General features: G+C 63.5%; 28 protein-coding genes, 1 tRNA gene and 1 pseudogene. 22 read left to right on the forward strand and 8 right to left on the reverse strand.

Going from position 1 to position 25,052, the window contains the following annotated elements; all coding sequences use genetic code 11:
• The first annotated feature begins 1 nt into the window (after position 1).
• From DV532_RS09340 to DV532_RS09380, 9 genes and pseudogenes are all read left to right on the forward strand, one after another.
• A complete protein-coding gene (locus DV532_RS09340; RefSeq protein ID WP_056800320.1) occupies positions 2–1,408 on the forward strand; it encodes a DUF4055 domain-containing protein in 1,407 nt (468 codons plus the stop codon).
• On the forward strand, positions 1,408–2,484 hold the full coding sequence (locus DV532_RS09345) for a hypothetical protein (protein ID WP_056800322.1): 1,077 nt from the start codon (positions 1,408–1,410) through the stop codon (positions 2,482–2,484). Before DV532_RS09340 ends, DV532_RS09345 begins: the two co-directional genes overlap by 1 nt.
• Positions 2,485–2,634: 150 nt before the next feature.
• Positions 2,635–3,381 carry a DUF6651 domain-containing protein gene (locus DV532_RS09350; protein ID WP_056800324.1) on the forward strand — a complete coding sequence of 249 codons (747 nt, stop codon included), beginning with the start codon at positions 2,635–2,637 and terminating at the stop codon, positions 3,379–3,381.
• A 9-nt stretch (positions 3,382–3,390) separates the two neighbouring features.
• Entirely contained in the window at positions 3,391–3,981 is a 591-nt protein-coding gene (locus DV532_RS30875; RefSeq protein WP_082476976.1) for a major capsid protein, read from the forward strand.
• A gap of 20 nt (positions 3,982–4,001) precedes the next feature.
• Positions 4,002–4,145, forward strand: a pseudogene (locus tag DV532_RS09360) (structural protein P5); the annotation flags it as partial.
• Positions 4,142–4,654: a DUF2514 family protein gene (locus DV532_RS09365; protein WP_056800327.1), complete on the forward strand. Its 513-nt coding sequence runs from the start codon at positions 4,142–4,144 to the stop codon at positions 4,652–4,654. The pseudogene DV532_RS09360 and the gene DV532_RS09365, both read left to right, overlap by 4 nt.
• Before the next feature lie 180 nt (positions 4,655–4,834).
• Positions 4,835–5,059, forward strand: a complete 225-nt coding sequence (locus DV532_RS09370; protein ID WP_056800328.1) for a hypothetical protein — start codon at positions 4,835–4,837, stop codon at positions 5,057–5,059.
• Positions 5,060–5,132: 73 nt separating this feature from the next.
• On the forward strand, positions 5,133–5,441 hold the full coding sequence (locus tag DV532_RS09375; RefSeq protein WP_056800331.1) for a hypothetical protein: 309 nt from the start codon (positions 5,133–5,135) through the stop codon (positions 5,439–5,441).
• Positions 5,431–5,634: a hypothetical protein gene (locus DV532_RS09380; RefSeq protein ID WP_056800334.1), complete on the forward strand. Its 204-nt coding sequence runs from the start codon at positions 5,431–5,433 to the stop codon at positions 5,632–5,634. Before DV532_RS09375 ends, DV532_RS09380 begins: the two co-directional genes overlap by 11 nt.
• A gap of 13 nt (positions 5,635–5,647) precedes the next feature.
• On the opposite strand, the gene DV532_RS09385 is transcribed toward DV532_RS09380, so the two are convergent.
• Complete coding sequence (locus tag DV532_RS09385; protein ID WP_056800337.1) at positions 5,648–6,826, reverse strand: tyrosine-type recombinase/integrase; 1,179 nt, start codon at positions 6,824–6,826, stop codon at positions 5,648–5,650.
• 221 nt (positions 6,827–7,047) lie between these two features.
• On the reverse strand, positions 7,048–7,185 hold the full coding sequence (locus DV532_RS30240) for a hypothetical protein (RefSeq protein ID WP_156675988.1): 138 nt from the start codon (positions 7,183–7,185) through the stop codon (positions 7,048–7,050).
• Between the two features lie 88 nt (positions 7,186–7,273).
• Between DV532_RS30240 and DV532_RS09390 the strand changes: the two genes are divergently transcribed.
• From DV532_RS09390 to DV532_RS09410, 5 genes are all read left to right on the forward strand, one after another.
• Complete coding sequence (locus tag DV532_RS09390) at positions 7,274–7,585, forward strand: PepSY domain-containing protein (protein ID WP_056800340.1); 312 nt, start codon at positions 7,274–7,276, stop codon at positions 7,583–7,585.
• On the forward strand, positions 7,585–7,899 hold the full coding sequence (locus DV532_RS09395) for a PepSY domain-containing protein (RefSeq protein ID WP_056800342.1): 315 nt from the start codon (positions 7,585–7,587) through the stop codon (positions 7,897–7,899). Before DV532_RS09390 ends, DV532_RS09395 begins: the two co-directional genes overlap by 1 nt.
• Positions 7,900–8,568 (forward strand): response regulator transcription factor, encoded by a 669-nt coding sequence (locus DV532_RS09400; protein ID WP_056800345.1) that lies wholly within the window; start codon positions 7,900–7,902, stop codon positions 8,566–8,568.
• Positions 8,565–9,899 carry a sensor histidine kinase gene (locus DV532_RS09405; RefSeq protein ID WP_056800349.1) on the forward strand — a complete coding sequence of 445 codons (1,335 nt, stop codon included), beginning with the start codon at positions 8,565–8,567 and terminating at the stop codon, positions 9,897–9,899. The genes DV532_RS09400 and DV532_RS09405 overlap by 4 nt, the downstream gene beginning before the upstream one ends.
• Positions 9,900–10,139: 240 nt before the next feature.
• Positions 10,140–11,294 (forward strand): HPP family protein, encoded by a 1,155-nt coding sequence (locus tag DV532_RS09410; RefSeq protein WP_056800351.1) that lies wholly within the window; start codon positions 10,140–10,142, stop codon positions 11,292–11,294.
• Here the strand turns inward: DV532_RS09410 and DV532_RS09415 are convergent.
• A complete protein-coding gene (locus tag DV532_RS09415) occupies positions 11,268–12,134 on the reverse strand; it encodes a LysR family transcriptional regulator (protein WP_056800354.1) in 867 nt (288 codons plus the stop codon). The two genes, DV532_RS09410 and DV532_RS09415, sit on opposite strands and share 27 nt — an antisense overlap.
• 180 nt (positions 12,135–12,314) lie before the next feature.
• On the opposite strand from DV532_RS09415, the gene DV532_RS09420 reads away from it, so the two are divergent.
• A complete protein-coding gene (locus DV532_RS09420; protein WP_056800357.1) occupies positions 12,315–14,204 on the forward strand; it encodes a propionyl-CoA synthetase in 1,890 nt (629 codons plus the stop codon).
• Between the two features lie 120 nt (positions 14,205–14,324).
• Here the strand turns inward: DV532_RS09420 and zapE are convergent, their stop codons facing one another.
• Entirely contained in the window at positions 14,325–15,395 is a 1,071-nt protein-coding gene (gene zapE, locus DV532_RS09425; RefSeq protein ID WP_056801515.1) for a cell division protein ZapE, read from the reverse strand.
• Between the two features lie 158 nt (positions 15,396–15,553).
• On the opposite strand from zapE, the gene DV532_RS09430 reads away from it, so the two are divergent.
• Complete coding sequence (locus DV532_RS09430) at positions 15,554–15,979, forward strand: DUF1810 domain-containing protein (protein ID WP_056800361.1); 426 nt, start codon at positions 15,554–15,556, stop codon at positions 15,977–15,979.
• 1 nt (position 15,980) lies between these two features.
• On the opposite strand, the gene DV532_RS09435 is transcribed toward DV532_RS09430, so the two are convergent.
• The gene (locus DV532_RS09435; protein WP_056800364.1) at positions 15,981–16,223 is read right to left on the reverse strand and encodes a hypothetical protein; all 243 of its coding nucleotides are present in this window, start codon (positions 16,221–16,223) and stop codon (positions 15,981–15,983) included.
• Positions 16,224–16,482: 259 nt separating this feature from the next.
• Here DV532_RS09435 and DV532_RS09440 point away from each other — a divergent pair.
• Positions 16,483–16,557: transfer RNA gene (locus DV532_RS09440), tRNA-Gln, on the forward strand.
• Positions 16,558–16,669: 112 nt separating this feature from the next.
• Here the strand turns inward: DV532_RS09440 and DV532_RS09445 are convergent.
• Genes DV532_RS09445 through DV532_RS09455 form a run of 3 tightly spaced genes read right to left on the reverse strand, consistent with a single transcriptional unit; the run spans position 16,670 to position 21,796 of the window.
• On the reverse strand, positions 16,670–19,057 hold the full coding sequence (locus DV532_RS09445; protein ID WP_056800366.1) for a hybrid sensor histidine kinase/response regulator: 2,388 nt from the start codon (positions 19,055–19,057) through the stop codon (positions 16,670–16,672).
• Between the two features lie 13 nt (positions 19,058–19,070).
• On the reverse strand, positions 19,071–19,532 hold the full coding sequence (locus DV532_RS09450; RefSeq protein ID WP_056800368.1) for a response regulator: 462 nt from the start codon (positions 19,530–19,532) through the stop codon (positions 19,071–19,073).
• Between the two features lie 14 nt (positions 19,533–19,546).
• On the reverse strand, positions 19,547–21,796 hold the full coding sequence (locus DV532_RS09455) for an ATP-binding protein (protein WP_056800371.1): 2,250 nt from the start codon (positions 21,794–21,796) through the stop codon (positions 19,547–19,549).
• A gap of 266 nt (positions 21,797–22,062) precedes the next feature.
• On the opposite strand from DV532_RS09455, the gene DV532_RS09460 reads away from it, so the two are divergent.
• Genes DV532_RS09460 through DV532_RS09480 form a run of 5 tightly spaced genes read left to right on the forward strand, consistent with a single transcriptional unit; the run spans position 22,063 to position 25,030 of the window.
• Positions 22,063–22,590 (forward strand): spore coat U domain-containing protein, encoded by a 528-nt coding sequence (locus DV532_RS09460; RefSeq protein ID WP_056800374.1) that lies wholly within the window; start codon positions 22,063–22,065, stop codon positions 22,588–22,590.
• 30 nt (positions 22,591–22,620) lie between these two features.
• A complete protein-coding gene (locus tag DV532_RS09465; RefSeq protein ID WP_056800379.1) occupies positions 22,621–23,157 on the forward strand; it encodes a spore coat U domain-containing protein in 537 nt (178 codons plus the stop codon).
• Between the two features lie 18 nt (positions 23,158–23,175).
• Positions 23,176–23,706 carry a spore coat U domain-containing protein gene (locus tag DV532_RS09470; RefSeq protein ID WP_056800381.1) on the forward strand — a complete coding sequence of 177 codons (531 nt, stop codon included), beginning with the start codon at positions 23,176–23,178 and terminating at the stop codon, positions 23,704–23,706.
• Positions 23,707–23,709: 3 nt separating this feature from the next.
• A complete protein-coding gene (locus tag DV532_RS09475; protein WP_056800385.1) occupies positions 23,710–24,213 on the forward strand; it encodes a spore coat U domain-containing protein in 504 nt (167 codons plus the stop codon).
• A 40-nt stretch (positions 24,214–24,253) separates the two neighbouring features.
• Entirely contained in the window at positions 24,254–25,030 is a 777-nt protein-coding gene (locus tag DV532_RS09480; protein WP_056800388.1) for a molecular chaperone, read from the forward strand.
• Positions 25,031–25,052: the final 22 nt, after the last annotated feature.

Raw genomic sequence — 25,052 nt, forward strand, 5'->3', positions numbered from 1 at the left:
CATGAGCGATAACCCGAGCATCACGCTGCCCGCTGTCGACGCGATGCGCGCCTACTGGGCCGTGATCTCGCCGCTCATGGGTGGAACGATGGCGATGCGCGCGGCGGGCAAGACCCTGCTGCCGCAGTACCCAGCCGAAGACGACGAGGCCTACAAAGAGCGCCTGCGCCTCTCGACCCTGCTGCCGGCGTATTCCGAGACCGTGGGCAACATGACCTCCCGAGTGTTCGCCGAGCCGCTGCAGGTTGGTGACGATGTGCCAGAGGCCATTGTCCAGATGACCACGGACATCGATCACGCCGGCAACGACCTGAATTCCTGGGCTGTTGGCTTCTTCACCGAGGGGCTGAGCCACGGCCTGTGCCATGCTTTCGTCGATCATCCCCCGGCGGGCGAGCTGAAGACCCAGGCCGATGAGCAGGCCGCCGGTGTGCGCCCATACGTTGTGATGGTGAGGCCTGAGCAGGTTCTGGGCTGGCGCTCCAAGGGCGGCGTCCTGACCATGGTCCGATACATCGAGGTGGTCGAGGAAGAGGATGGCGACTTCGGCGCCAAGTGCGTCGAGCAGATCCGCGTGCTCGAACCTGGATCATGGCGAACCTATCGCAGGTCGGCCAAGGCCGTACGGGGCAAGCAGGCCGCAGCTGGAGGTACCTGGGAGCAGTACGATGAGGGCACCAACAGCCTGACCGCTATCCCTTGGGTAACCTTCTACACCGGCCGTACCGGCTTCATGACTGCCAAGCCGCCGCTGATCGAGCTGGCACACCTGAACGTGAAGCACTGGCAGAGCCAGAGCGACCAGGACAACATCCTCCACGTCATCCGCGTGCCGATCCTGGTGCGCATCGGCATCCAGACACAGTACGACAACCAGGGGAAGGTGATCCCTCCAGAGTTCAAGGTTGGCACCGGCCAGCTGACCGATCTGCCTAGGGACTGTGACCTCAAGTATGTAGAGCACACCGGCCAGGCCGTAGAGTCGGGTCGCACCGCGCTGCAGGACCTGATCAACGAGATGCGCATGGCCGGGGCCAAGCTGCTGACGCAGGACAAAACGGCAACCAAGACCGCCACCCAGGCTGAGGAGGAGGCGGCGCAAGAGCTGTCCCCGCTGGCGCGCATGGCGCACCACTTCGCCGACTGCCTGGCGCAACTGCTCCAGTTCATGGCCGATTATCGCGGCCTGGGCGACGGCGGAACCGTCGAGATGCGCGGCAACTTCGATGTCGACTACATGCCAGAGGTGTCGCTACCTACGCTGGTCACCATGGCTAATGCCGGCATGATCAGCAAGGAGACGCTATTCACCGAGATGCAGCGGCGCGGTGTGATCAGTGACGAATACGACTGGGAAGAGGAGCTCGCGAAGATTGAGGCCCAGGGCCCGGCTCTCGGTACGCTGTGATGAAGACGGCCAACGAGAAGCTGCTGGATGAGCTGATCGGGCATGAGGTCGACCTTACGCACCTGAGCAATGCCCAGGTCGTCGAAATCATCAAGATCCTGAACAGCCAGGATGCGGAATTGCGGGCTGCGCTGATAGAGGAGATCGACGGTATCGGTCCTGACCTCTCCGAATCAGCCGTAGCGCTCGCCTTGGCCGGCGTGTTGGGAATCAACCGGGCCGTCTTCGCTCGAGTCCGGCAGGCCTTAACCCAATCAACAGACGACCTGATCAGGTACGAGCTGTCGTTCGTTCACAGTGCGCTTCACGCTGTGCTCCCAGCTCTAGTGCAGGATCAATTCCCGGTCAAATCAGCCGATTTCGGTTCAGTGCAGTCAGCCGCGAGAGCTCTGCCATTTCAGGGCAGGTTGATCAGCGAATGGCTGGCCGGCATTGAGTCGGGGCGGGCGGCCTCTATCCGCGATGCTGTGCGAGCAGGCGTTGTGGATGGCAAGCACGCTGCTGAAATCGTCCGGTCAATCATGGGAACAAGGGCAGAGCGGTATGCCGACGGCGTCTTGCAGAAGTCGCGCCGCGATCTCGAATCGGTGGTGCGTTCAGCGGTATCGAGCGCAGCGGAAGTGGCAAGCGACAAGGTATTCGAGGCAAACAGCGTCCTCATAAGCCATGTCGAGTGGATCAGCATCCTGGATAGCAGGACCACGGTCATGTGCCGCATCCGTGACCGGCTGCCTTACACGCTGGGTACCTACAAGCCCATCGGTCACAAGATCCCATGGCTAGCCGGCCCGGGCAGGCTGCACTTCTGCTGCCGGTCATCCAAGTGGCCGGTGCTTAAGAGCGCAAAAGAGCTTGGCATCACCGACGCCGAGGCCATGGCATTGATGGACGGCCAGTCGCCCCAGCAGACGACATTCGGGGAGTGGCTGGAGCGTCAGCCAGCAGCGAGGCAGGATCGGATCCTCGGGCCTGAGCGCGGCAAGCTGATGCGCCAGGGCAAGTTGAAGCTGCAGGACTTCTACAACGACAAGGGCAACTTCCTGAGGCTCGATGAGCTGCGGGATCGACTGCTATAGCCCGCGCCACAAAACACCAAGCGCCATTTCGTGGCGCGCAATTCCAGAGCCTCGCCCAGTGCGGGGCTTTTTCATGCCTGCGGTTCGGATGGACGGGGCGACCTGGGGCCGGATGGCTCACCAACAGGCCGGATGGCCCAGAGAGACGAGATGAAACTCAAGACTGTTGAAGTGGATGGTAAGCAGTACGCAGTGATCGAAGACGGGAAACCAGTCTATGTGGAAGACGACGGCAAAGAAGTCGCCTTCGACGCAGTGGGCACCCGTAACACCATCACCCGGCTGAACGCCGAGGCCAAGTCGCATCGCGAGCGTGCCGATGGATTCGAGAAGGTCGCCAAGGCCTTCGAGGGCATCGAGGATGCTGCCGCTGCGCGCAAGGCCCTGGAAACTGTCGCCAATCTCGACGCCAAGAAGCTGGTGGATGCCGGCGAGATCGAGAAGGTGAAGGGCGAGATCAGCAAGGCCTTCCAGACCCAGCTGGACGAAGCCAACACCAAGGCGCAGACCTTCGAGCAGCAGCTGTATGCCGAGAAGATCGGCGGGAGCTTTGCCCGTTCCCAGTTCATCGCCGAGAAGATGGCTGTGCCGGCTGACATGGTTCAGGCCACCTTTGGCAGCAACTTCAAGATCGAGGAAGGCAAGGTCGTCGCTTATGACGCCCAAGGCCAGAAGGTCTTCAGTCGCTCCCGTCCAGGCGAACTGGCCGACTTCAACGAAGCGCTCGAGACTCTCGTCTCGCAGTACCCCCATCGTGACCACATCTTGAAGAGCTCCGGCGCCAATGGTGGCGGCGCTCCAAATGGCGGTGGCCAGCACAAACCTACGAAGGGCAACTTCGGTGGCTCCAAGGCAGAGCGCCTGGAAGCCATCAAGGGCCTGACCGCAAGCGAATAAGGAGGCCCAATGGCCCTTTCGAACATGAAGGTGTTCAACGAATACCTCAAACGCACCACCATCGAGACCCTGGCCCAGGACGTCGAGAAGTTCAACGCATCTTCGGCCGGCGCCATCCGCCTTACCACCCAGGGCATCGACGGCGACTTCCTCCAGGAATCGTTCTGGGCTGGCCTTCACGGCGCCCAGCGTCGTGTCGACCGCTACGCTGCCAACGGCAACCAGGCGTCTACCCCGCTGTGCACGACCGAGGATGGCCGCACGCTTACCTTCATTGCGATGGCCATGGACCTGGCCCTGCCCAAGAACGACAACAGTGCATTCCAGAACCTGGTGCTGGGCCTGGACAACGTGACCGGCGAAGTGCAGGAGGTCGTGGAGGAGGCCAAGGCGGCCGACGAGCGCTTCATTATCACTTTCCGGCGCTATCTGGCCGAGGACCTGACGTTCCCGCAAGAGCGGTACCGCATGACGCTGCTCAGCCGGGAATATGAAGACGACGTGGCCAAGCTCACCGCCGGATTCTTCGACCTGCTCAACACCAACGGTCTGCGCACCGTGCTGACCACCACCCTGGCACCTGGCCTGAAGTACCTCTAATCATGATCGAGAAATTCATGCGCGCCGGGGTGCGCGACTCCATCGACATCTCCAAGCCGCAGGTGCTGCGTGAGGCCGTGCTGGGCATCATCGTCCATGAGAACGGCGGCAACCCCTACAAGCCTGAGGTGATCGACGAGGGTGTGCGGAGGGCGCTGGTGTGAACTGGCTCGGCGCGGTGCCGGCCTGGTGCTGGTGGCTGATCGCGCTGGTGCTGGTAGCCGGCGGCCAGCAGTGCCGGGTGGTGGTTGCCCAGGGCGAAGCCAGCACAGCGCGAGGCGATCTGGCCGACTACCGCGTGCAGGTGGCCGAGCGCGACCGGCGCGCCGCGGCTCAGAGCAGAACCGAAGAACAGCGCCGCCAAGCCTTGGCGGACGAGGAGGGTGAGAGTGCACGCAAGAAACTGGAACTGGCCCGAGGCCGGGCCGCTGCTGCTGAGTCTGCTGCTGGCGGGCTGCGCGGGGAAATCGAACGACTGCGCAATGGCAGAGCGGCAACCTGCGGTGCCATCGCTAGCCAGCAGCGCCAGGCAGGAACCTCTGCCGTTGTGGTGCTTGGGGGATTGCTTGAAGAGTCTGACCGAATGGCGGGCAGCTGCGCAGCAGCGCTTGAGCGAAGTCGAATAGCTGGCCTGGCGTGCGAGGCTGTGGTTGAACGGATGAAGGGTCCGTAGGCAGAAAAAACGAAGCCCCGGATGCTGGCGTCCAGGGCTTCTAGCTATCTTGGTCCCTATGAGTGGCAAGCTAGCGTGGCGAGATAGTATCAGCGCGAGCCCTGAGAGTCACCCGGGGCCCGGCATGCATACCCGATGGCCTTCTATACTCTGCCGATCAACTGATCAGAGTATGGCATTTTGGACAAGCGCACCTTCATTGGAATGGTCGAGGCCGGTGAGCCGCTAATTCAGCAGGCTGTCGACGCTATGCGCGAATATCACCAAGCTCAGGATCGAGGCGCGCCGGCAGAAGAGGTCGAGCGCCTGCGCCTCCTGGCGGAGTCGCTGTTCCAGGTCGTGTCCGATTACCAGCTTCGGGTGATCGCCAAGGCGCGCGGCAAGGAATTGCCACCACTGCACTAACCCGCTGATCGGCAATTGCCCGCAGGCTGGGCCATCTATACGATACTGTGTTTTTGTACAGTATCGGTGCCGCATGTATTTCCTACTCGTTCGCCGCCGCGTGAATGGCGTGGCCATCCCTTCCAATCAGCTCACCAAGGTCCGCGCGCTGCGTGCTGACATCCACATAGGCGACCACCACAGCGAAATTCTAGGCAGGGTGGCCACCCAGGCCTGGGTGTTCAATCCGACGCCCGGACCCGACATCATCCCGCGCCTTCACGACGCCAAAGTCAACGGCATGGCCCAGCTCGGGATGAACATCAACGGCGTGGAGGAGATCGACGGCGTGCTGTACGCGCAGTCGTGGTGGTGCAGGGCGGTGGGTGATTATGGCAACTAATCTGCCGCAGGCTTGGCTGGCCGAGCTGGGCGATCAGGTTGCCCTGGTAACCGATCCTGACGGACGTGCGGCCGTGCTCAGTGAGATGGCTTATGCCGCTCGCCGGCGGCGGGATGTGGACGACGGCGATCTGGTCGACATGCTCGAGCTTGCCGAGGCGGCCAGGATGTGGGCGCTCCAGGAGCACGAATGATCCTGGCGACGAACTAGCCTTTTGGCGGCAGAACCATGTCAGCCCAGGTCTGCATCATCTCGCGGCGCTGCTCTATATAGGTGGCGTGGTTGTACACGTCCCGGATCGCGCTGCTGTCGGCATGGGCAAGCTGCCGCTCGATCCAATCCTTGTTGTAGCCGCGGCTGTTCATTTCCGTGGAAAACAGGTGTCGGAAACCGTGGGGAGACTGTCGGCCTGTATACCCGCACCGGTCGAGCAGGTTGACCGCGTAGTTGATGCCGATCGGGCGCACAGCATCGGAACGGTTCGGGAACACGTATTTCATCCCCCCAGAGATCGGCAGCATTGAGCGCAGGATATCCACCGCCTGGCGCGACAGCGGCACTACGTGCTCGCGGCGCATCTTCATCTTGCTGGCAGGGATGGACCAGGTCGCCGTGTCTAGGTCGATCTCCGCCCATTCGGCCTTGCGCACCTCAGCTGGTCGGCATGCCGTGAGGATCAGCAGCTTGGTGGCGCACTGCAGCTGCAAACCTGACTGGCTGTCCTCGATGGCCTTGATGATGGTGGGCATCTCGGAGAAGGCCATGAACGGACGGTGTTTGTGCGGCGCCATCTTCTCGGTGACAGTGTGCATTTCCGCCGTGGGGTTGTTCTCGATCATGCCCGTGGCGATTGCATACCGGAACACCTGGCCCATCCACTGCCTCGTCTTGACTGCTGTGGTGACCGATCCGCGGCGCTCAATCCGGCGAATGAGCGTGATCACGTCGGATCGCTTGATGGAATCGATCTGGCGCAGGCCGAAGGCCGGTAGTACATCCAGCTCCATCGCATTCGAAATGATCTTGACCGTCGATTCGGTCAGGCTTCCCTTCCTGAATTCCAGCCATTCGTCATAGACGCGGCGGAATGTCCTCTCCTGGGCGCCCAAGCGCTCTGTCTTCTTCGTCCTCCTTGATTCGCGCGGGTCTATCCCCTGCGCAACCTCTTCGCGCGCCTCATCCCTCCGCGCACGCGCCTCCTTCAATCCGATCTCTGGATAAGTCCCAAGCGAAATCCTGGCCTGCTTGCCTAGCCAAGTGAACCTGAAGTGCCAGCTCTTTACGCCGGTGTCGGCGATGTACAGCGTGAGCCCGAGCGAGTCCGCAAGGGTGTAGCCCTTTTCCCGGGGCTTGGCCTGCCTGGCCGCGGTGTCCGTGAGCGCCACTAGTACATTGCCTCTCGCTGTGTGATGGATGTACTGGATGATGTACTACGTTGTTGGCATTGGGAAGGTACAGAGTGGTACGCGGCGATACGCCAATGACGCCGGTTTTAGGGCGTCATGGCTGTTTGTGGTATCGCTCGGTTTTCGGCGGGAATCCATAGTGGAATCTTTGAAAATTTCCACGCGGGGTTAGCTCTGTGTGAATCAAGAATGCGCGCAGTTTACCAGTTCGCCTCGATATCTTCAGCGCCTATCAGATCGAGCGCCGCCCGCGCGGCGCCCGATTTGATAGGCACCGTCTCTCCTGCGCCATGCACCTGGCCGCTGATCGCCTCATTGCAAAACAGCTGCGCTATCATGCCGCCAGCTGTTTTCAGGTTGAATTAAGGACTGGGGGTTTATCTTAACCCCGTAGACAACTTGCACAGTTCTCAGGAGAGAAGAACGATGAAAAACTTGACTGCCCTGTTCACCGTCGCCGCCGCCCTTGCCCTGGGCGCCCATTCCGCCATTGCCAAGGACGTGCAGCCCGACGAAGTGGTCAAACTGGTCAACGCCAAGACCGTCAAGTCGCTGGACGAACTCAAGGCCGCCGCCGTGGCTAAGCACCCGGGCGCCACCGTCACCGACTCCGAGCTTGAAGACGAGTACGGCCGCTACATCTACAAGGTCGAGCTGCGCGACACGCAGAACGTCGAATGGGACGTAGCGCTGGACGCCAAGACCGGTGAAGTACTGAAGGACGAGCGGGACAACTGATGATCCACGCACCGCGGTCGGCGCGCTACCTGACACTGGCGCTGCTGGTCGTCTGCTCGCTGGCGGTCGCCCGCGACCTTGACCAGGACGAAGCCCTGGCGCTGCGCCAGAAGGGCACTATCCTGCCGCTTGAACAGCTGCTGGCAACCGCCCTGGGGCGTCACCCCGGGGCGCGATTGCTGGAGGCCGAGCTGGAGCAGGACGACGATCGCTACGAATATGAAGTCGAATTGCTGACGGCTGAAGGTGTGGTGCGCGAAATCAAACTCGACGCCAGCACTGGCGCCCTGCTCAAAGACGAGGAAGACGACTGAATGCGACTGTTGCTTGTCGAGGACAACGTGCCACTGGCCGATGAACTGACCGCGGGCCTGCAGCGTCAGGGCTACGCCGTGGACTGGCTGGCCGACGGCCGTGACGCGGTGTATCAGGGTCAAAGCGAACCTTACGACCTGATCATTCTGGACCTCGGCTTACCGGGCTTGCCGGGCTTGGAAGTACTGGCCCAGTGGCGTGCCGCCGGCCTTGCTACGCCAGTGCTGATCCTCACCGCCCGTGGCTCGTGGGCCGAGCGCATCGAGGGGCTTAAAGCGGGGGCCGATGACTACTTGAGCAAACCCTTCCACCCCGAAGAGCTGCAGCTGCGCATCCAGGCGTTGCTGCGCCGTGCCCGTGGCCTGGCCAACCGGCCGACGCTGGAAGCAGCCGGGCTGCACCTGGACGAAAGCCGCCAGTGCGTGAGCCGCGACGGCGTGGATATCCAGCTGACCGCCGCCGAGTTCCGCTTGTTGCGCTACTTCATGCTGCATCCGCAGCAGATCCTGTCCAAAAGCCACCTGGCCGAACACCTCTACGACGGCGAGACCGAGCGTGATTCCAATGTGCTGGAAGTGCACGTCAACCACTTACGGCGCAAGCTCGGCCGCAGTGTGATCGAGACCCGCCGCGGGCAAGGGTACATCTACGCCGGGAGCACTGCGTGAAGTCGATCCAGGCGCGTCTGAGCCTGGGCCTGGTGGCGGTGCTGGTGGTGGTCGGCCTGGTGCTGGCGCAACTGACCTTGTGGCTGTTCGAGGCCGGCCTGCAGCGCTACCTGGAAAACGGCCTGCGCAAGGAAAGCGAGAACCTGCTGGTGGCGTTGGTGCGCGGGCCTTCCGGCCTGCAACTGGACGAACGGCGTATCTCGGCCGCCTACCAGCGGCCGTTCTCGGGGTATTACTTCCGCATCGATTTCGACAACGGCACCGGCCACCAGCACACCTGGCGCTCCCGCTCGCTGTGGGACCTGGACATGCCCAAGCCTGCCGCGCCGGGCCTTTCCGACAGCCATGAGCTGGGGCCGGAAGGCCAGCAACTGCTGGCCCTGCGTGCCGACTACCGGCGCTTGGGCCAGGACATCTCGATCAGTGTGGCGCAGGATTACTCACCCGTGCGCGAAGGTTTCCGGCATCTGCAGCAGATCGGCCTGGGCATGGGCCTCGTGGCGCTGATCCTGATACTGGTGTTGCAGCGCATCACCGTTACCCGCTCGCTGCGGCCACTGGAGCGGGCACGTCAGCAGATCGCCCAGTTGCAGCAGGGCCAGCGCTCACAGCTGGATGCCGAGGTGCCCAGCGAGCTGGCACCGTTAGTGGGGCAAATCAACCACCTGCTGAGCCATACCGAAGACAGCCTACGCCGCTCGCGCAATGCCCTGGGTAACCTTGGTCATGCGCTGAAGACGCCGCTGGCGGTGCTGCTGAGCCTGGCCTCCAGCGAGCGTTTGCAAGGCCTGCCTGAGGTGCGCGCGCAAATGCGCGAACAACTGCAGCAGATCCAGCAACGCCTGGCGCGTGAGCTGAACCGTGCACGCCTGGCCGGGGACGCGCTGCCCGGGGCGCAGTTCGACTGTGATGCCGAGTTACCGGGGTTGTTGGCCACGCTGGGCTTGATCCATGGCGAGGGCCTGCTGCTGACCCGCGATGTGCCGCCCGGGCTGTTGTTGCCGTGGGACCGCGAGGATTTCCTGGAGCTGCTCGGCAACCTGCTGGATAACGCCTGCAAGTGGGCCGACAGCGAGGTAATGCTGGGCATAGCGCCCGATGCCGAGCGCTACCGGCTATGGGTCGATGACGATGGCCCGGGTATCCCGGAGGGCCAGCGGCAACAGGTGCTGGAGCGTGGTTCGCGGCTGGATGAACAGGTTGATGGGCATGGCCTGGGGCTGGGCATCGTGCGCGATATCGTCGAGGCCTGGGGGGGCTGCCTGACCCTGCTGGAGAGCCCCTTGGGCGGGTTGCGGGTAAGCATCGACTTGCCGCGCAAGGTTCGATAATGCCGGGGGTGCCAAGCGCCCCTGTCCGTATCACCACTGCAAAAAAATTGCAGTACAGACTCATTATTTTGAATTAGCCCAATCTCACCCCACCCGGCAAAATCCCCTCCACGAAACCTTGCGGTTTCCATCTCTCCATGGACGGAGCCCCTTGTGATATTGCACGCGCAATACGAGGCCCAGGCCACTACGGCTGGGCTTTCTTTTTAATCAAAAAAACTAAAGATCTCGATTACCTCCATGTCTGCCTCGCGTTCCGAAAGTCGTCTGCAGCGGCTGTTGCCGGCGCCCCTGAATATTCCCCCCAAAGAATGGTTGCGGGCCGGTATCGGCGCGCTGCTCGGCCTGTTTCTCGCCGGCTGGCTGACCAGTATGGCCTATGGCCCCGGCATCGCCTTGCACCTGCTCGGCCCGCTGGCGGCCTCGGCGGTGCTGGTGTTTGCCGTGCACTCCGGCCCGTTGGCCCAGCCCTGGCCAGTGTTGGGCAGCTACGCCGTGGCCGGCGCGGTCGGCCTGGCCATGCGCCAGGGTTTCGGCGCGGAGCTGTGGGTGGCCGCCGCCGCCTTGGGCATCTCGCTCCTGCTGATGTGCCTGCTGCGTTGCCTGCACCCGCCGGGCGGCGGGGTGGCGGTAAGCGCGGTACTGGCTGACACGGGGCTGACGGCCATGGGCGATCACCTGCTGGAGCCGGTGCTGCTCAATGCGCTGATCCTGGTGACGGTAGCGATTCTCTACAACCGCCTCACCGGCGTGCGCTACCCGAAAGGCGCGGCACCGCGCAAGGACCTGCACCACACCCATGACCCGCTGCCCAGCGAGCGAGTCGGCATTCGCGGTGAAGACCTGGACCAGGCCTTGGAAGAACTGGGCGAGTTCGTCGACGTCACCCGTGACGAACTGGAACGCATCATCCTGGCCACCGAGCAGCACGCCCTGCAACGTAGCCTCGGCGGCATCAGCGCAGCCTCGGTGATGTCCCGTGATGTGCAATTCGCCACGCCCGACACCACCTTGGAACAGGCCTGGAAGCTGCTGGCCAGCCACCACCTGAAAACCCTGCCGGTGCTGCAGCAGGGCAAGCTAGTGGGCATCGTCAGCCTCAGCGACTTGGTCGGCCCGGCTATGCAGCGTGGCCGCTTCAGTTGGCGCGGGCTGTTTGGCCGCAAGGCGGTGCGCATGGAGCAGGTGATGAGCCGCCGGGTCATCAGCGTCAGCAGCCAACACCCCTTGCAACGCCTGCTGCCATTGCTGTGCGAGCAGGGCCTGCATTGCCTGCCGGTGCTCGATGGCGACCGACTGGTGGGGGTGATTACCCAGACCGACCTGATCGCCGGCCTCAAGCGCCATCTGCTCAGCAACGCCGAGGCTTTAGATAACCGGGTCCCAGCGTTGTGACCAATCGCTGGCGCCGGCGGCCACTAGCCGGCGCAGGATGGCGAAGGCCTGTTGCAGGGCTTCGCTGTCGCGTTTGCGCGGGTACACCAGGAACGTCGGGTAGGTGAACTCCGGCGCTTGCGGTACCCGCTCGAACACCCCGCTGTCTAGATAAGCCTGCACCACCCGCGTGCGGAAGTAGCCGCTGCCACCCTGGTCGAGAATGAACTGCAGGGCTAGGGGGCCCAGGTTGAAGCTGAGCGCCGGGCGCGCGCAGTCGGGCAGGGCGGCGTCATGCTGGCGGCGGAAGGCTTCGCCCCAGTCGATGTAGATGTACGGGTCTGGCTGGCCGACCCGGCGTACGCGGATCAGCTTCTCCTCCATCAACTGCTCTACCTGCAGGCCTGGGCCGTAGGTCGGCTGGTAAACCAGCGCGGCATCCAGCAAACCCATCTCGACCTTGCGCAGCAGCGACTCGCCGTCGCTGACCTCGCTACGGATGGCGTGGCTAGGCAGCTCGCGGTGCAGGGCACTGACCCAGTCGAGCATCATCGGGTTGCCCAGGCTCACTTCGCCGCCCACGTGCAACACTTGTTGGCAGCCTTCGGGCAGCGGCAGGTCGCGGCGTGCGGCTTCCCAGGTTTGCACCAGTTGGTTGGCATAACTGACGAATGCCTCGCCATCGCTGGTCAGGCTGGCGCCGTTGCGGCTGCGCACGAACAACTGGCAACCCAGTTGCTGCTCCAGGCGCTGCACCCGTGCGGTAATCGCTGTCTGTGACACGAACAGGCGCTCGGCGGCGGCGACCAGGCTGCCGCAGCGCACGATTTCCAGAAAGGTTCGGGCCTGATCGATGTCCATGAGTTGCTCGGTGGCGGAAGGGGTGGCCTATTCTAGAGGCTTTGCACCGTTATGGGGCGCTTTTGCGTTGTCTGCAAATTTGCAGGTCGGTTGTGACTTTAGTCCCATGGCGGCGCGGGAGTAGCGGTCCATACTCAAGGTTCGCCCTTCAATAACAACAAGTACCGGGTTTTCCTAGATATGAGCTACCAGCACAGCTACGCCCATTCCATTTCCGACCCTGCCGCTTTCTGGGCGGAACAGGCCGCGCACCTGGCCTGGCACCGCAAACCTGCCCTTACCCTGCAAGACAACGCCGACGGCACCCACCGCTGGTTCGCCGACGGCCGCCTGAACAGCAGCTACCTGGCCCTTGATCATCAAATCGAGCTGGGCCGTGGCGAGCAGTTGGCGCTGATCTACGATTCGCCGGTGACCGGCGTGCAGCAGGCCTTCACCTATAACCAGCTGCGTGACGAGGTGGCGCGCCTGGCGGGCTTGTTGCGCCAGCTGGGGGTGAACAAGGGCGATGGCGTGATCATTTACATGCCTATGGTGCCGCAAGCGGCCATGGCCATGCTGGCCTGTGCGCGGATTGGTGCGGTGCACTCGGTGGTGTTCGGCGGCTTTGCCGCCAACGAACTGGCGTTGCGCATCGACGATGCCCGGCCGACGCTGCTGCTGACGGCGTCCTGCGGGCTTGAGTTCGACCGGGTGATCGAATACAAGCCGCTGGTCGACCGCGCCCTGCAACTGGCCCGGCACCAGCCGCGCAACGTGCTGGTGCTGCAACGGCCGCAGGCGCGTGCCAACCTGCAAGCGGGCCGCGACCTGGACTGGCAGGCAGCACTGGCCAGCGCCGAACCGGTGGCCCCGGTGGAGCTGGATGCAGGCGACCCGCTGTACATCATGTACACCTCAGGCACCACCGGCAAACCCAAGGGCATCGTGCGGGAAAACGGCGGCAATGCCGTGGCGCTGTGTTATGCCATGCGCCACATCTACGGCATGCAGGCGGGCGATGTGTGGTGGGGCATATCCGACGTGGGCTGGGTGGTCGGCCATTCGCTGATCGTCTACGGGCCGCTGATGAGCGGCTGCACCACGGTGTTCTACGAAGGCAAGCCGATCCGCACCCCGGACGCCTCGGCCTACTGGCGGGTGGTGGAGCAGTACCGGGTCAACGCCCTGTTCTGTGCGCCTACCGCCATGCGCGCCATTCGCAAGGAAGACCCGGAGGGTGAACTGATCCGCAAGCACGACCTGAGTTCGCTGCGCCAGCTGTTTCTGGCTGGGGAGAAGCTCGATTCCAGCACCCACGAATGGCTGGAGCGGGTCAGTGGCAAGCCGGTGCATGACCACTGGTGGCAGACCGAGACGGGCTGGCCGGTTACCGCGCCCTGCGTCGGGCTGGAAGGCAGTGCGGCCAAGCCGGGTTCAAGCAACCGTGCTGTGCCGGGCTACCATGTGCGTGTGCTGGACGACGAGGGCCACTTGCTGGGGCCTAACCACCAGGGTTCGATCGTTATCGCCCTGCCATTGCCGCCTGGCTGCAGCCAGACGCTGTGGGGCGACCACGAGCGTTACTTGCAGGCTTACCTGCGCACTTACCCCGGGTATTACCACACCGGCGATGGTGGCTACTTGGATGATGACGGCTTCGTCTACATCATGGGGCGTACGGATGACGTGATCAACGTGTCCGGGCACCGGTTGTCCACCGGCGAGATGGAAGACTTGGTGGCGCGCCACCCGGCAGTGGCCGAGTGCGCGGTGATTGGCGTGCATGACGAGATCAAGGGGCAGGTGCCGCTGGCGCTGGTGGTGCTCAAGGACGGCGAGGGCATTGCCGAGGCGCAGTTGCTGGTGGACTTGGTGGGCAGTGTGCGTGAGGAGATCGGCGCGCTGGCCTGCTTCAACCGGGTGCGCTTGGTGAAGCGGTTGCCCAAGACCCGCTCGGGGAAAATCTTGCGCGCGGTGCTGCGCAAGATTGCCGACGGGCAGGCCTATGTGCCGCCGTCGACCCTGGATGACCCGGCAGTGCTGGGGGAGATCGAGGCGGTGCTGGCGGATTTGCCCAGGGCGGGTTGATGGGTTGACCTTGCCGGCCCTTTCGCGGGTAACCCTGCTCCTACAGGTCCACCAACAGCCCTGTGTTGTACCTGTAGGAGCGGGTTTACCCGCGAAGAGGTCGGTCCAGGCAACACAGTACTAGGGGGCTACCTGATGCAGCTGCCCCAACCGGCTGCGTGTGCGCATCAGGTCGGCAAGCGGCCCGCCCAGGCTGTCTTGCAGCGGCCGCTTGCCAATCACCACTACCTGGCGATCCTGGTCATATAGCACGTCCACCAAGTTGACGAAGCGCTGCTGAGCCGCCAGCGAGCATTCCGCCAGATCATCCAGCCCATCGATGAACCATTCATCGTATTGCCCGGCCAGCACCAGGTAGTCGATGACTGCCGTGGCTTTCTCGCACAGGTCGTCAAAGGCCAGCATCAGCCGTCGGCCATCGGTGGCTAGCGCGCGTAGCGGGCGTTTGTTCACTTCGAGCATTACCGGCTGCGGGGCCGGTACCCTCAGCGCTTGGCGCTGCGCCGCATTGCCCGGCCATACATAGTGACCTTGGGTAAAACGCTGATGCTCGCGGTTGGCCGGCAGACTGCGAAAATCGGTGTCGCCACCCACTTCGAGCACTGCCATCGAGCTGTTGATCAGACGAATCACCGGCAGGAAGCGTTCGTGGTACAGCGGGTTGGGCAACAGCCCGTCGGGCGCGTAGTTGGAGGTCACCAGCAAAAATACGCCACGTGCGAACAGGGCGTTGAACAGGCGGGTGAGCAGCATGGCATCGCCAATGTCGTGCACATGGAACTCATCGAAGCACAATACCCGGCAGTCGCCCACCAGCTCGTCGAGGGTCGCGCCCAATGAGTCGTCCAGCGCCCGGTGGCGGTGCATGCCCTGATGCAGGCGGGCAAAGAAGTCATGGAAGTGCAGGCGCCGCTTGGCTTCCACCGGCACCGCTTGGAAAAAGCCATCGAGCAGCCAGCTCTTGCCGCGGCCCACCGAACCGTAAAGATACAGGCTGCGCGGCTGGCCTTGTTCGAGTTGCGCCAGTTGCTCGGCCATGCAGTGGATTACCCGGCGCTGGCCATCACTAAGCTGGTAACCGCGGCTGTGCGCCTTGTCTTCGAACCAGCCGAGCAGTTCGCTCTGGTTGGCGGCAGTGCCGCGCAGGCGTTGGCCAAGCTGGCGTAGCGGGGTAGGGATCCAGGCAGGCAAAAGCAAAGCTCCTTGGGCGATGGCGAGGCAGCGTGCAGCTTGCCCGAGGGCGGCCATTTTGACCAATACAGAAAGTGTGCGGCAATGATCGCCTGACGAGATAGGTCCGCCTTGCAGGCGTACAGTAGAAGGTGGAACCGGTGCGAGGAGGGGCGAACATGCAAGCCGACTTTGATCTGGAGCGCTTCGTCGAGGCGCAGAGCGGGGTGTATGGCCAAGTGATGCAGGAACTGCAGGCCGGGCGCAAGCGCAGCCACTGGATATGGTATGTGTTCCCCCAACTCGATGGGCTGGGCCACAGTGCCATGGCCGAACGTTATGCGTTGGCCGGGATCGAGGAGGCCCGGGCCTACCTCGCTCACCCGTTGCTTGGCCCGCGGCTGCAAGCGTGCGTGACCGCGCTGCTGCAGCACAGCGACAAGAGTGCCAAAGCAATGCTCGGCAGCCCCGACTGCCTCAAGCTGCGCTCGTGCCTGACCCTGTTCGCCCGGGCGGCACCGGACAACCCGTTGTTCCAGCGGGCGCTGGTGCAGTTCTATGGCGGTGAGACGGACCCTCTGACCGTGGCCGGCTTGCCGGGTTAGTTCAGCGCTTGCGCTCCAGTTGGCGCGCGATCATGTATTTCACGGCCAGCCGGCGTTCCTTCAGGTGACGCAGGTCGTCGTCCTCGAAATTACCCGCCGAGATCGACTCGGCGGCCAGCACCTGGTTGTCGATGTCGATGTATTCATCTAGCAGGCGGTCCAGCGCCTTGTCCTGCTGGCGGCGTTGCTGGACGATTTCGCGCGGGTAGTGCAGGTCCTGATAAAGGTCGTGGGAGACAGGCATGGGGTCCTCCTTGGTCAATGCAATGGCCTCATCTGATTGGAAGGGCGCAATGCGATTGTGTTGAAGCGAAGCGGGGAGAAAACGACGGATGGTTGCCGAGCCACCGCGAAAATGACTAACTCGCTGTTTTCTGGCAATTTTTTTTCATCAGGGGGTTCACAGGTCGAAAGTTTGTTGTTAAAGTGCCGCGCATTCCAAGACAACAACCCAGTTGTCACTCAGTTGGAATTGTCAGAGCAGCAAACGCTGCATCCGATACAGGGGCGTCGCCAAGCGGTAAGGCAGCAGGTTTTGATCCTGCCATGCGTTGGTTCGAATCCAGCCGCCCCTGCCATTTTTAGCTTCAAACGTATCTTCACCCGGTGCTTAGAAAGATAAGCGCTGGGTTTTGTCGTTTCCGTCTTCTGCATCACATCCGGCGTACCCCGCGACTGTGCCGGCGTCGATCACCCGGCAATCTTCAGCATCTCATTCAGCACCCGGGCCAGTTCGTCGGCCTGCACGGGTTTCTGCATGACCACGCTGCCCGGCAGCTCCAGCCCTTGCAGCTCGGCATAACCGGTCAGGATCACGACCGGCAGGCGCGGATACCGTTCGCGTGCTGCCAGTGCCAGCTGCGCGCCGTTGAACTCGGGCATGGCGAAATCGGTCAGCAGCAGGTCGATGTGCTCATCCAGCAGGGCCAGGGCCTGTTCGCCACTGTGCGCCTGGCGTACTTGGTAGCCGTACTGGCGCAACACATCGCCGAGCATGTCACGCACCAGATGGTCATCATCCACCAGCAGCACGGTGCGGTTGTGGCCGTTCTCTCTTATCGAATGGCTGAGTAGCGATGGCAGCTGTTCGCTCGCGGGTTCATCCTTGACTGCCGGCAGGTACACCGACACCTGCGTGCCTTGGCCCGGGGCCGTGTCAATGCGTACGCCACCGCCGGACTGCTTGGCAAAGCCGAATACCTGGGCCAGGCCCAAGCCCGAGCCCTTGCCGATGTCCTTGGTGGTGAAAAACGGCTCGAACACCTTGGCCAGCACCTCTTCGCTCATGCCACAGCCCGTGTCGCGGATGCTCAGCATTACGTACTCGCCGGGGTCCGGGTCTTCCGGGCGTTGCGGGTGGGCGTCGATTTGGGTGTTGCGAGTCGACAGCGTCAGTTGGCCGCCGTCGGGCATGGCATCGCGGGCATTGATCGCCAGGTTGAGGATGATCATTTCGGTCTGGGTCGGGTCGGTGAGTGCCTGCCACAGGGTTGGGTCCAGGTCCAAACGCACCGAGACATTGCCACCCAGCGTGCGGCGCAGCAGCTCTTCCAGGCCGGCCAAGGTGCGGTTGAGGTTCAGTGCCACTGGTTCGAGGCGCTGGCGGCGGGAGAACGCCAGCAGTTGAGAGGTCAGCTTGGCACCGCGTTCGCCGGCTTCGCGGATGTGCGTAAGGCGTGTGCGGGCCTTGTCCAGGTCGCCCTTTGCCAGGTCGCGTTCGAGGAAGCTGGCGCCGGTGAGGATTACCGTCAGCAGGTTGTTGAAGTCGTGGGCGACGCCAGCGGTCAGCTGGCCGACCGCTTCCAGCCGCTGCATCTGCTGCAGTGCGGCCTCGATGCGTTCGCGTTCGTCGATTTGCTCGCGCAAGCGGGCGTTGGCTTCGGCCAGGCCCAGGGCCGCCTCGCGCTCGCTGGTGATGTCGCGCGCAACTACGTACAGCAAGGTGTCTTCCGGTACCACCACCCACGACAGCCAGCGCTGCTGGCCACCGGCATGCAGGATGCGCCCAACGAAGCGGGCGCTGGTGCGGCCATGGGCGAGGGCGGCCAGTTCGGTGAGCAGTTGTTCCTGGTCGGGCTCGGGCAGCAGGTGCAGCAGGGACGTTTGGCTCAGGCGTTCGCGGGAAAAGCCCAGGCTGGCCTCCCAGGCTGGGTTCAGCGCGACTGGGGTGAGGTCTTTGTTGAGTACTGCCAGCAAGTCCTGCGACAGCTCCCAGGCACGGTCGCGTTCGCGGGTGCGGCGCTCGACCCGTTCACCGAGCATCTCATTGAGTTGGCGCAGCGCCTGGGTGGCCAGGCGCTGGGTATGAATGTCTTGCAATACGCCGGAAAAGCGCACGCATTGGCCATTCACGAACTGGCTCTGGCCGCTGCTGAGTAACCAGCGCGGCTCCTGGCCATTGGGCTGGGGGATGCGGAATTCGACCCGGTACTGGCCGCCGCTTTCTGGGCGCATGGCCTGTTCAACCGCATCGCGCACCAGCGGCAGGTCGTCGGGGTAGATGCCGGCAAAGAACGCCTCAAGGCTCATTTCGGTGCTGGCGGGCAGGCCGAACAGTGCCTTGCAGCGGTCATCCCACAGCAGCAGGCCTTGTGCTGGGCGCAGGTCCCAGGTGCCCATGCCGGCGGCGTCGATGGCGATGCGCGCGCGGGCCTCGACGTCGGCCAGGGCTTCTTCGGCGTGGCGCCGGCGCTGGCGCTCGTGCACTTCGGTCAGGGCCCGGCGTACCGCCTTGGGCAGCAGCGGCAGGTTCTTCTTCAGTACATAATCGGTGGCGCCTAGGCGGATCATTTCTACCGCATGCTCTTCGCCATAGATGCCGGACAGGAAGATGAACGGAATATCGGGTGCCAGGCGCTGGGCGATGGCCAGCACCTCGGTGCCGGACGAACCCGGCAATACGCAGTCGCACAGGATCAGGTCGTAGTGGCCCTCGTGCAGAGCGTGCTCGACGCCAACATGGTCGAACACCAGTTGCGCCTGCACATGCAGCCCGCTGCGCTCCAGGCGCATCAGGGTCAGCTCAGCGTCCATCGAGCTGTCTTCGACCATCAGCAGTTTCAGCGGCGTTGGCTGCATTGTCGCGGCGGCCTCAGTTGCTGCCGCGCCGGTGCAGGCGCAGCGAGCCGGGTGGCGGTTCGTTGAGTACGGCCCAGAATACGCCCAGGTCGGAAATGGCGGCGACGAACTCCTTGAACTCCACCGGTTTCACCACGTACGCATTCACCCCCAGCTCGTAGGCGCGCAGCAGGTCGGGCTCTTCGCGCGAGGAGGTTAGCATCACCGTTGGGATACTACGCAGCTCGGCGGTGGCACGCACTTCTCTCAGCACTTCCAGGCCGTCGACCTTTGGCAGCTTCAGGTCTAGCAGCAACACGGCGGGGTTGCCATCATCACGTTCGGCGTAGGCATTGCGGCGCAGCAGGTAGTCCAGTGCTTCGGCGCCGTCACGCAGCACGATAACCTCGTTGGCTAGCTGGCTGCGCTCCAGCGCCAGCAGCGTCAGCTCCAGGTCTCGTGGGTTGTCTTCGACCAGCAGGATCGGTTTGAGCATAGGGGGGCGGTACCTCAGGTGGTGGCGGGGTGGCGCGGGAGGGTGAAGTGGAACGTTGCGCCCTGGTCGATCTTGCCACTGGCCCAAACTCGGCCATCATGGCGTTCGATGATGCGGCGCACACTCGCCAGGCCGATCCCTGTGCCTTCGAAGTCCTCCATGCGGTGCAGGCGCTGGAACACGCCGAACAGTTTGTTGGCGTAGGCCATGTCGAAGCCCACGCCGTTGTCGCGAATGCAGATTTCGGTTTCGTCTGGGTGTTGCACGGCGCTGATCTGAATGCGCGCCGGGGTACGCCCACGGGTGTACTTGATGGCGTTGGCCAGCAGGTTGTGCAGGGCCAGGTTGATGAACGCCGGGTCGCCGATCACCTTGGGTAGCAGGGCGATGTCCCAGACGATCTCACGGCCTTGGTAATCAGGGGCCAGCTCACTGCGAATGGCCTCGACCAAGGCATTGAGGTCGACGTCGCACAGCCGCAAGGCTGAACGGCCCATTTGCGAGAAGTTGAGCAGGTTGTCGACCAGGCTGCCGGCAAAGTGCGCGGCCTCCTCGATGTGATGGAGAAAACGCTTGCCACGCTCGCTCAGGCCGTGGCCTTCCACTTCACCGAGCAGTTCGGAATAGCCGGCAATATGCCGCAAAGGCGCGCGCAGGTCGTGGGACACGCTGTAAGAAAACGCTTCCAGCTCTTTGTTCGAGCGGCGCAGCTCGCCGGCCAGTTGCGCCAGTTCCTCGGCCTTGCGCAGGACAATGCCGAGCACCGCCGTGCGCAGTTCCTGTACGCCTTCGATGATCAGCGGGTGCCACGGTTCGCAGTAACCACGCAGTTGCTCTTGCCAGCGTTCAAAACTGTGCCGTGGGTCGAGGTTGCCCTGCGGCCCGACCTGCTTGGTCGGCTGCCCAGCCCAATTCACCGTGCGCACCTGTTCGGGGCGGAACCACAGCAGGTAGTGCGAGTGGATCTGCGAAATGGCCACCGCCAGTACACCGCCCGCATGGGCCGCAAGCTCGGGCAGTTCGTCAATGTCGCGGCCCAGGTTGTCGCTGTGGAACACGCTTTCTTCGCCACGCTGCCCCAGCCAGTGCACCAGTGCGGTTACCTGTGCAGCGGGCGGGGTCTTGCCGATCAAGTCGCAACGTTCGGCGGAAATCACCGCGGCACCCTGGGCGTCGGCGAAGGCCAGCAATACCTCGGGCAAGTCGCGCAGGCCGTCGCTGACACTGTCATGGTCGGCCATGGACGAGATCATGCGCACGATATGTTGGCGCAGCTCCAGCAATTGCCGGGTGCTGGCGTGGGACTCGCGTGACTCGATCTGCAATGACAGCACGCTCGCCAGCAGTTCGCAGGCGGTGCGGGTGCGCAGGTCCACTGCGCGTGGTTGTTGGTGGTGGCACGACACCAGTCCCCACAGTTGCCCGTCGACCACGATCGACAGCGACATCGACGCCAGGGTGCCCATGTTGCGCATGTACTGCAGGTGCACCGGCGACACGCTGCGCAGAGCCGCAAAGCTCAGGTCCAGGGGCTTGCCGGTGCACGGGTTGGCAACCGGCAGCAGCGGCGAGGGCTGGTAGTTGGCGTCCTCGATCACGCGAATGCGGTTGACCCGATACAGCTCGCGCGCCTGGCGCGGAATGTCTGCGGCCGGAAAGCACAGGCCCAAGTAGCTGGGGTAGCCCGGGTCGGCCACTTCGGCCAGCACCTGGCCGTTGCCTTCGGCGTCGAAGCGGTAGGCCTTCACCCGGCCAAAGCCGCTGATGCGCTTAAGTTGCAGCACGCTTTGTTGCAGCAGTTCTTCGAGGCTGCCAGCCTGGTGCAGGCGGCCGACGAAACTGCGCACCAGCGGGTAGTAGTCGCCTTGCCCGGCGAGGTCTGCGGGTAGGCGCGGGGGTTCGAACTCGGCAATTAGCACGTGGTCATGCCGGTGGACCAGCAGATGCAGGTTGTCGCCGTACGGCGCGCCCTGGCGCAAGTGCACATCGCTGATGTGGAACGGAAAGACCTCGTCCTGGGGCAGGCGGGCCAGGTGCAGGCGCAGGTCGAAGGCGCCGCTGACCAAGTCGGCGAAGCTGCTACCGATCAATTCCCTCGCCGATAGGCCCAGCCAATGCTGGATATTTTCACTGGCCTGGAGCACGCACAGGTCGGTTTCGTCCAGCACCAGCAGAAAACCGTGGGGCTGGATGCTGCCAGGCAACTGAATCGGCTCCTGGGCACAGCGTTCGAGAGCCTGGGCGAGCGTGCGGTCTGCAGTCATCGATGAAAACGCTCCTGTCATTTCTGTCCATGCATGCCGCATGTGCCTGGTGCAGGATGAAGGTGTTCACCCTAACAGATTAGCGGCACGATTGGCGGCCTTGGCTATTGGAGACCTGAAATGGCGATGGGTTCTGCGCCAGGCCGGCTCTTTTTATCCTGGCCGTAGCGCTTTCCTGCTAACACTAAAAAAGTGTTTGATGCCGGCACTCTGATGTCACCTCGCTGCTACGCTCACCTCAGCACACATCGACAAGGATAATTTAGGTGACGAAGCGCTTCCTGCCCGCGCTGTTGGGCTTGGTGGTGAGCAGCGGTGCCATGGCGACGGACTTTCTGGTGGAAGTGCGGGTACTGGTGCAGCGCGGCTGTATGTTGGTCAGTCAACCCCTCGATGCCGGTGCGCAGATGTTGGGGCGGATTGACTTTGGCACTGCAGCCCGTCTGGACGGCGCAGATGCCCCCCTCAGCGGTGTGCTGCTGAGCCAGCGCCCGCCGCGCCTGGAGTGCAACCCCGACACCCCGTATCAGGTGCGCGTCGATGGCGGGCAACATGGCGGCGTCGGCGAGCTGCGGTTTCTGGCCAGCGACAATGGTAATGCCCGGCCCATTCCCTATCGGCTTTATCGCGACGCCGCCTGGCGCGAGCCGTTGGCAGTGAATGTGGCGCAGACGGCGCGGGTACCGGCCAGCGGTTCGGTCGAGCTGCCGTTGTACGCACGTATCGATAAGCTGGCCTGGGTACCGCACGCAGGCCTGTATGCCGACCTGCTCAAGGTCACCGTCAGCTGGTAGGGATGTCACCATGCACAAGGATGCGACACCATGAAGCGCACTTCGATCCTGCTGCTTACCTTGGGCCCACTGCTGGTGCCTGGCGGCGCGGCGCATGGCACCAGCAGCGGTTTCATCCAGGCACGGCTGGTGCTCAGCGCCGCCTGCCAGATCAACAGCAACGAGGCGCAACCGACAACCTTGGGCAACCCTGGCGTGCTGGATTTTGGTGAGCGTGGCCCGAACTGGGACCAGCCGCTACACAGCCAGGTTGACGATGTGAGCGGCCAGGGCAGCTTGCAGATCAGCTGCTCGCCGCAGGTACGGGCGTTCAACGTACGTATCAACGGTGGCCTGAATGGCAGTGATGGCGTGCGGCGCCTTAGCAATGGCCGCGAGCTGATCCCTTATCAACTGGCGCTCGACCCGGGCGGCAACAGCCGTTACGGCGTCGGCCAGGCGCGTGCTTTCACTATCAGCAGTACCCAGCAGATACCTATCCCCATTTACGGTGTGGTGGTGGCGCATCCGCGCGCGCTGCCGGCCGGGCTGTACCGCGACACCCTCAGGGTGACCCTGGATTGGTAACCACGCAAGGAGACTCCGATGCGCACAAACCTTTCACGCTGCATTTTCGCCGGCCTCGGCCTGCTGCTGGCTTACCAGGCGCAGGCCGCCACCACCGGCAATATCACCGCGACGCTGACCTTGACCGCGGCGTGCCAAGTCAATGGCAGCTCGGGCACTTCGGGGGTGAACTTCGGTAACTTGAACTTCGGCTCCATGGATGCTCTGTTCACCACCGCCAACGCCCAAGTATTGGGTGGCGGCGGTGGGGCGATGAGCATTCTTTGTTCAGCCGGCACGGTACCGGCGATTCGCCTGCGTGCAGGTACCCACGATGGCCAGTCGACCGGGGGGACCCGTGCGCTGGCAGACGGCTCCGGTAACTTTGTACCGTATGACTTCTACACCGATGCCGGACACACACAATTGCTGGACATCGACGGCACCATCACCTTGCCGACCAGCACGGGTGTGGCCCAGACCGTCAACCTATACGGCCAGGCGCGAGGCAAGGCCGGCCTGCCCGCGGGGGTGTACACCGACACCGTGGCGGTCGAGTTGTCGTTCTGAACCATGCGCGTTTGGTTGGCAGGTTGTCTGAGCGGCATCGTCTTGCTGTTGGCAGCGCCACTGGATGCGGCGACCACCAGCAATTTCACAGTGACGGCGCAGATTGTTGCCGGTTGCCTAGTGGCGGGTGGCGTCAGCCACTACGGCACGCTCGACTATGGTTCGCACTCGGCGCTGGCTACGGGGGCCCTGAGCACCTCGTTGGGCGGTAACACAGTGACCTTTCAGTGCACCCCGGGCGTGGCCCTGAGCATGAGCCTGGACGGTGGGCAGAACAGCGCCAATGGCACACGCAACCTCAAGCGCACGGGCGGCACCGAGGTGCTGGCCTACCAGTTGTACCAGGACGCGGCCTTCAGCCAGAGCCTGGGTATCGGCCAGAGCGTGGCCGTGAGCTATGCCGACCCGACGGCGATCAAGCTGCCGGTGTACGGGCGGGTCCAGCTGAGCGGCCTGCTGCCGGCAGGGGCCTACACCGATGTGGTGCAAGTGACGGTGACCTGGTGAAAACCACCGGCACCAACGAACAGTGTCTAAGGAGAGCTACATGGGGGCAGGCGCGAAGTGGGCGCGTGGTTTGATCGGAATGTGCTGGCTGGCAAGTCTGCCGGCGGGGGCAGCCACCTCGGTGCTGATCTGGCCGATCGACCCGGTGCTGGAGGCTGACCAGAAGGCCGGTGCACTGTGGCTGGAAAACCGCGGCACAGCGCCGGCCAACCTGCAGGTGCGGGTGTTCGCCTGGCGCCAAGGGGATTACCAAGAGCAGTTCCAGGTGCAGCGCGAGATCATCGGCAGCCCGCCGGTGGCCAACATTGCCCCTGGGCAGAAGCAACTGATCCGGCTGACCCGCACCAGCCCCTCGCCGGCCGGCCAGGAGCAGGCCTACCGCATCATCATCGACGAAATCCCGGCGGCCATTGCTGTCGACAAGGCCGAGCCCGGCACCACTGCGGCAATCCGCTTGCAGATGCGTTATTCGGTGCCTTTGTTCGTCTACGGTGAGGGCCTGTGGGGCAAGGCAGACCCCGAGGGCAAACGCAATGCCGAGGGCGTGGGCAAGCCGCAACTCAGCTGGAGCGCGGTGACTGTGCAGGGCAAACCGTATATAGAACTGCGCAACACCGGCCCTGTGCATGCGCGCCTGACCGATGTGGTGGTGCAGCAGGGCAGCCATAGCAAGCCACTGGCCGAGGGCCTGCTGGGCTATGTGCTGCCGGGGGCCAGTATGCGCTGGCCGGCGCCGCTGGTGCCGAGTTCCGGCAGCGTGCTGAAGGGGCGGGTGAACGGCCAGAGTAGCGCGGACGCCATCCGCCAAGGTCAATGAGCCAGCGCCAGAATGCCACGCA

This window comes from Pseudomonas sp. Leaf58 (assembly GCF_003627215.1).
Lineage (GTDB): Bacteria > Pseudomonadota > Gammaproteobacteria > Pseudomonadales > Pseudomonadaceae > Aquipseudomonas.

Bases quoted from the DNA above. Each gene is read 5' to 3' on its own strand.
- DV532_RS09340 (WP_056800320.1), top strand. From the start codon at position 2: ATGAGCGATAACCCGAGCATCACGCTGCCCGCTGTCGACGCGATGCGC.
- DV532_RS09345 (WP_056800322.1), top strand. From the start codon at position 1,408: ATGAAGACGGCCAACGAGAAGCTGCTGGATGAGCTGATCGGGCATGAG.
- DV532_RS09350 (WP_056800324.1), top strand. From the start codon at position 2,635: ATGAAACTCAAGACTGTTGAAGTGGATGGTAAGCAGTACGCAGTGATC.
- DV532_RS30875 (WP_082476976.1), top strand. From the start codon at position 3,391: ATGGCCCTTTCGAACATGAAGGTGTTCAACGAATACCTCAAACGCACC.
- DV532_RS09375 (WP_056800331.1), top strand. From the start codon at position 5,133: ATGTATTTCCTACTCGTTCGCCGCCGCGTGAATGGCGTGGCCATCCCT.
- DV532_RS09380 (WP_056800334.1), top strand. From the start codon at position 5,431: ATGGCAACTAATCTGCCGCAGGCTTGGCTGGCCGAGCTGGGCGATCAG.
- DV532_RS30240 (WP_156675988.1), bottom strand. From the start codon at position 7,185: ATGATAGCGCAGCTGTTTTGCAATGAGGCGATCAGCGGCCAGGTGCAT.
- DV532_RS09390 (WP_056800340.1), top strand. From the start codon at position 7,274: ATGAAAAACTTGACTGCCCTGTTCACCGTCGCCGCCGCCCTTGCCCTG.
- DV532_RS09395 (WP_056800342.1), top strand. From the start codon at position 7,585: ATGATCCACGCACCGCGGTCGGCGCGCTACCTGACACTGGCGCTGCTG.
- DV532_RS09400 (WP_056800345.1), top strand. From the start codon at position 7,900: ATGCGACTGTTGCTTGTCGAGGACAACGTGCCACTGGCCGATGAACTG.
- DV532_RS09410 (WP_056800351.1), top strand. From the start codon at position 10,140: ATGTCTGCCTCGCGTTCCGAAAGTCGTCTGCAGCGGCTGTTGCCGGCG.
- DV532_RS09415 (WP_056800354.1), bottom strand. From the start codon at position 12,134: ATGGACATCGATCAGGCCCGAACCTTTCTGGAAATCGTGCGCTGCGGC.
- DV532_RS09420 (WP_056800357.1), top strand. From the start codon at position 12,315: ATGAGCTACCAGCACAGCTACGCCCATTCCATTTCCGACCCTGCCGCT.
- DV532_RS09430 (WP_056800361.1), top strand. From the start codon at position 15,554: ATGCAAGCCGACTTTGATCTGGAGCGCTTCGTCGAGGCGCAGAGCGGG.
- DV532_RS09435 (WP_056800364.1), bottom strand. From the start codon at position 16,223: ATGCCTGTCTCCCACGACCTTTATCAGGACCTGCACTACCCGCGCGAA.
- DV532_RS09445 (WP_056800366.1), bottom strand. From the start codon at position 19,057: ATGCAGCCAACGCCGCTGAAACTGCTGATGGTCGAAGACAGCTCGATG.
- DV532_RS09450 (WP_056800368.1), bottom strand. From the start codon at position 19,532: ATGCTCAAACCGATCCTGCTGGTCGAAGACAACCCACGAGACCTGGAG.
- DV532_RS09455 (WP_056800371.1), bottom strand. From the start codon at position 21,796: ATGACTGCAGACCGCACGCTCGCCCAGGCTCTCGAACGCTGTGCCCAG.
- DV532_RS09465 (WP_056800379.1), top strand. From the start codon at position 22,621: ATGAAGCGCACTTCGATCCTGCTGCTTACCTTGGGCCCACTGCTGGTG.
- DV532_RS09470 (WP_056800381.1), top strand. From the start codon at position 23,176: ATGCGCACAAACCTTTCACGCTGCATTTTCGCCGGCCTCGGCCTGCTG.
- DV532_RS09475 (WP_056800385.1), top strand. From the start codon at position 23,710: ATGCGCGTTTGGTTGGCAGGTTGTCTGAGCGGCATCGTCTTGCTGTTG.
- DV532_RS09480 (WP_056800388.1), top strand. From the start codon at position 24,254: ATGGGGGCAGGCGCGAAGTGGGCGCGTGGTTTGATCGGAATGTGCTGG.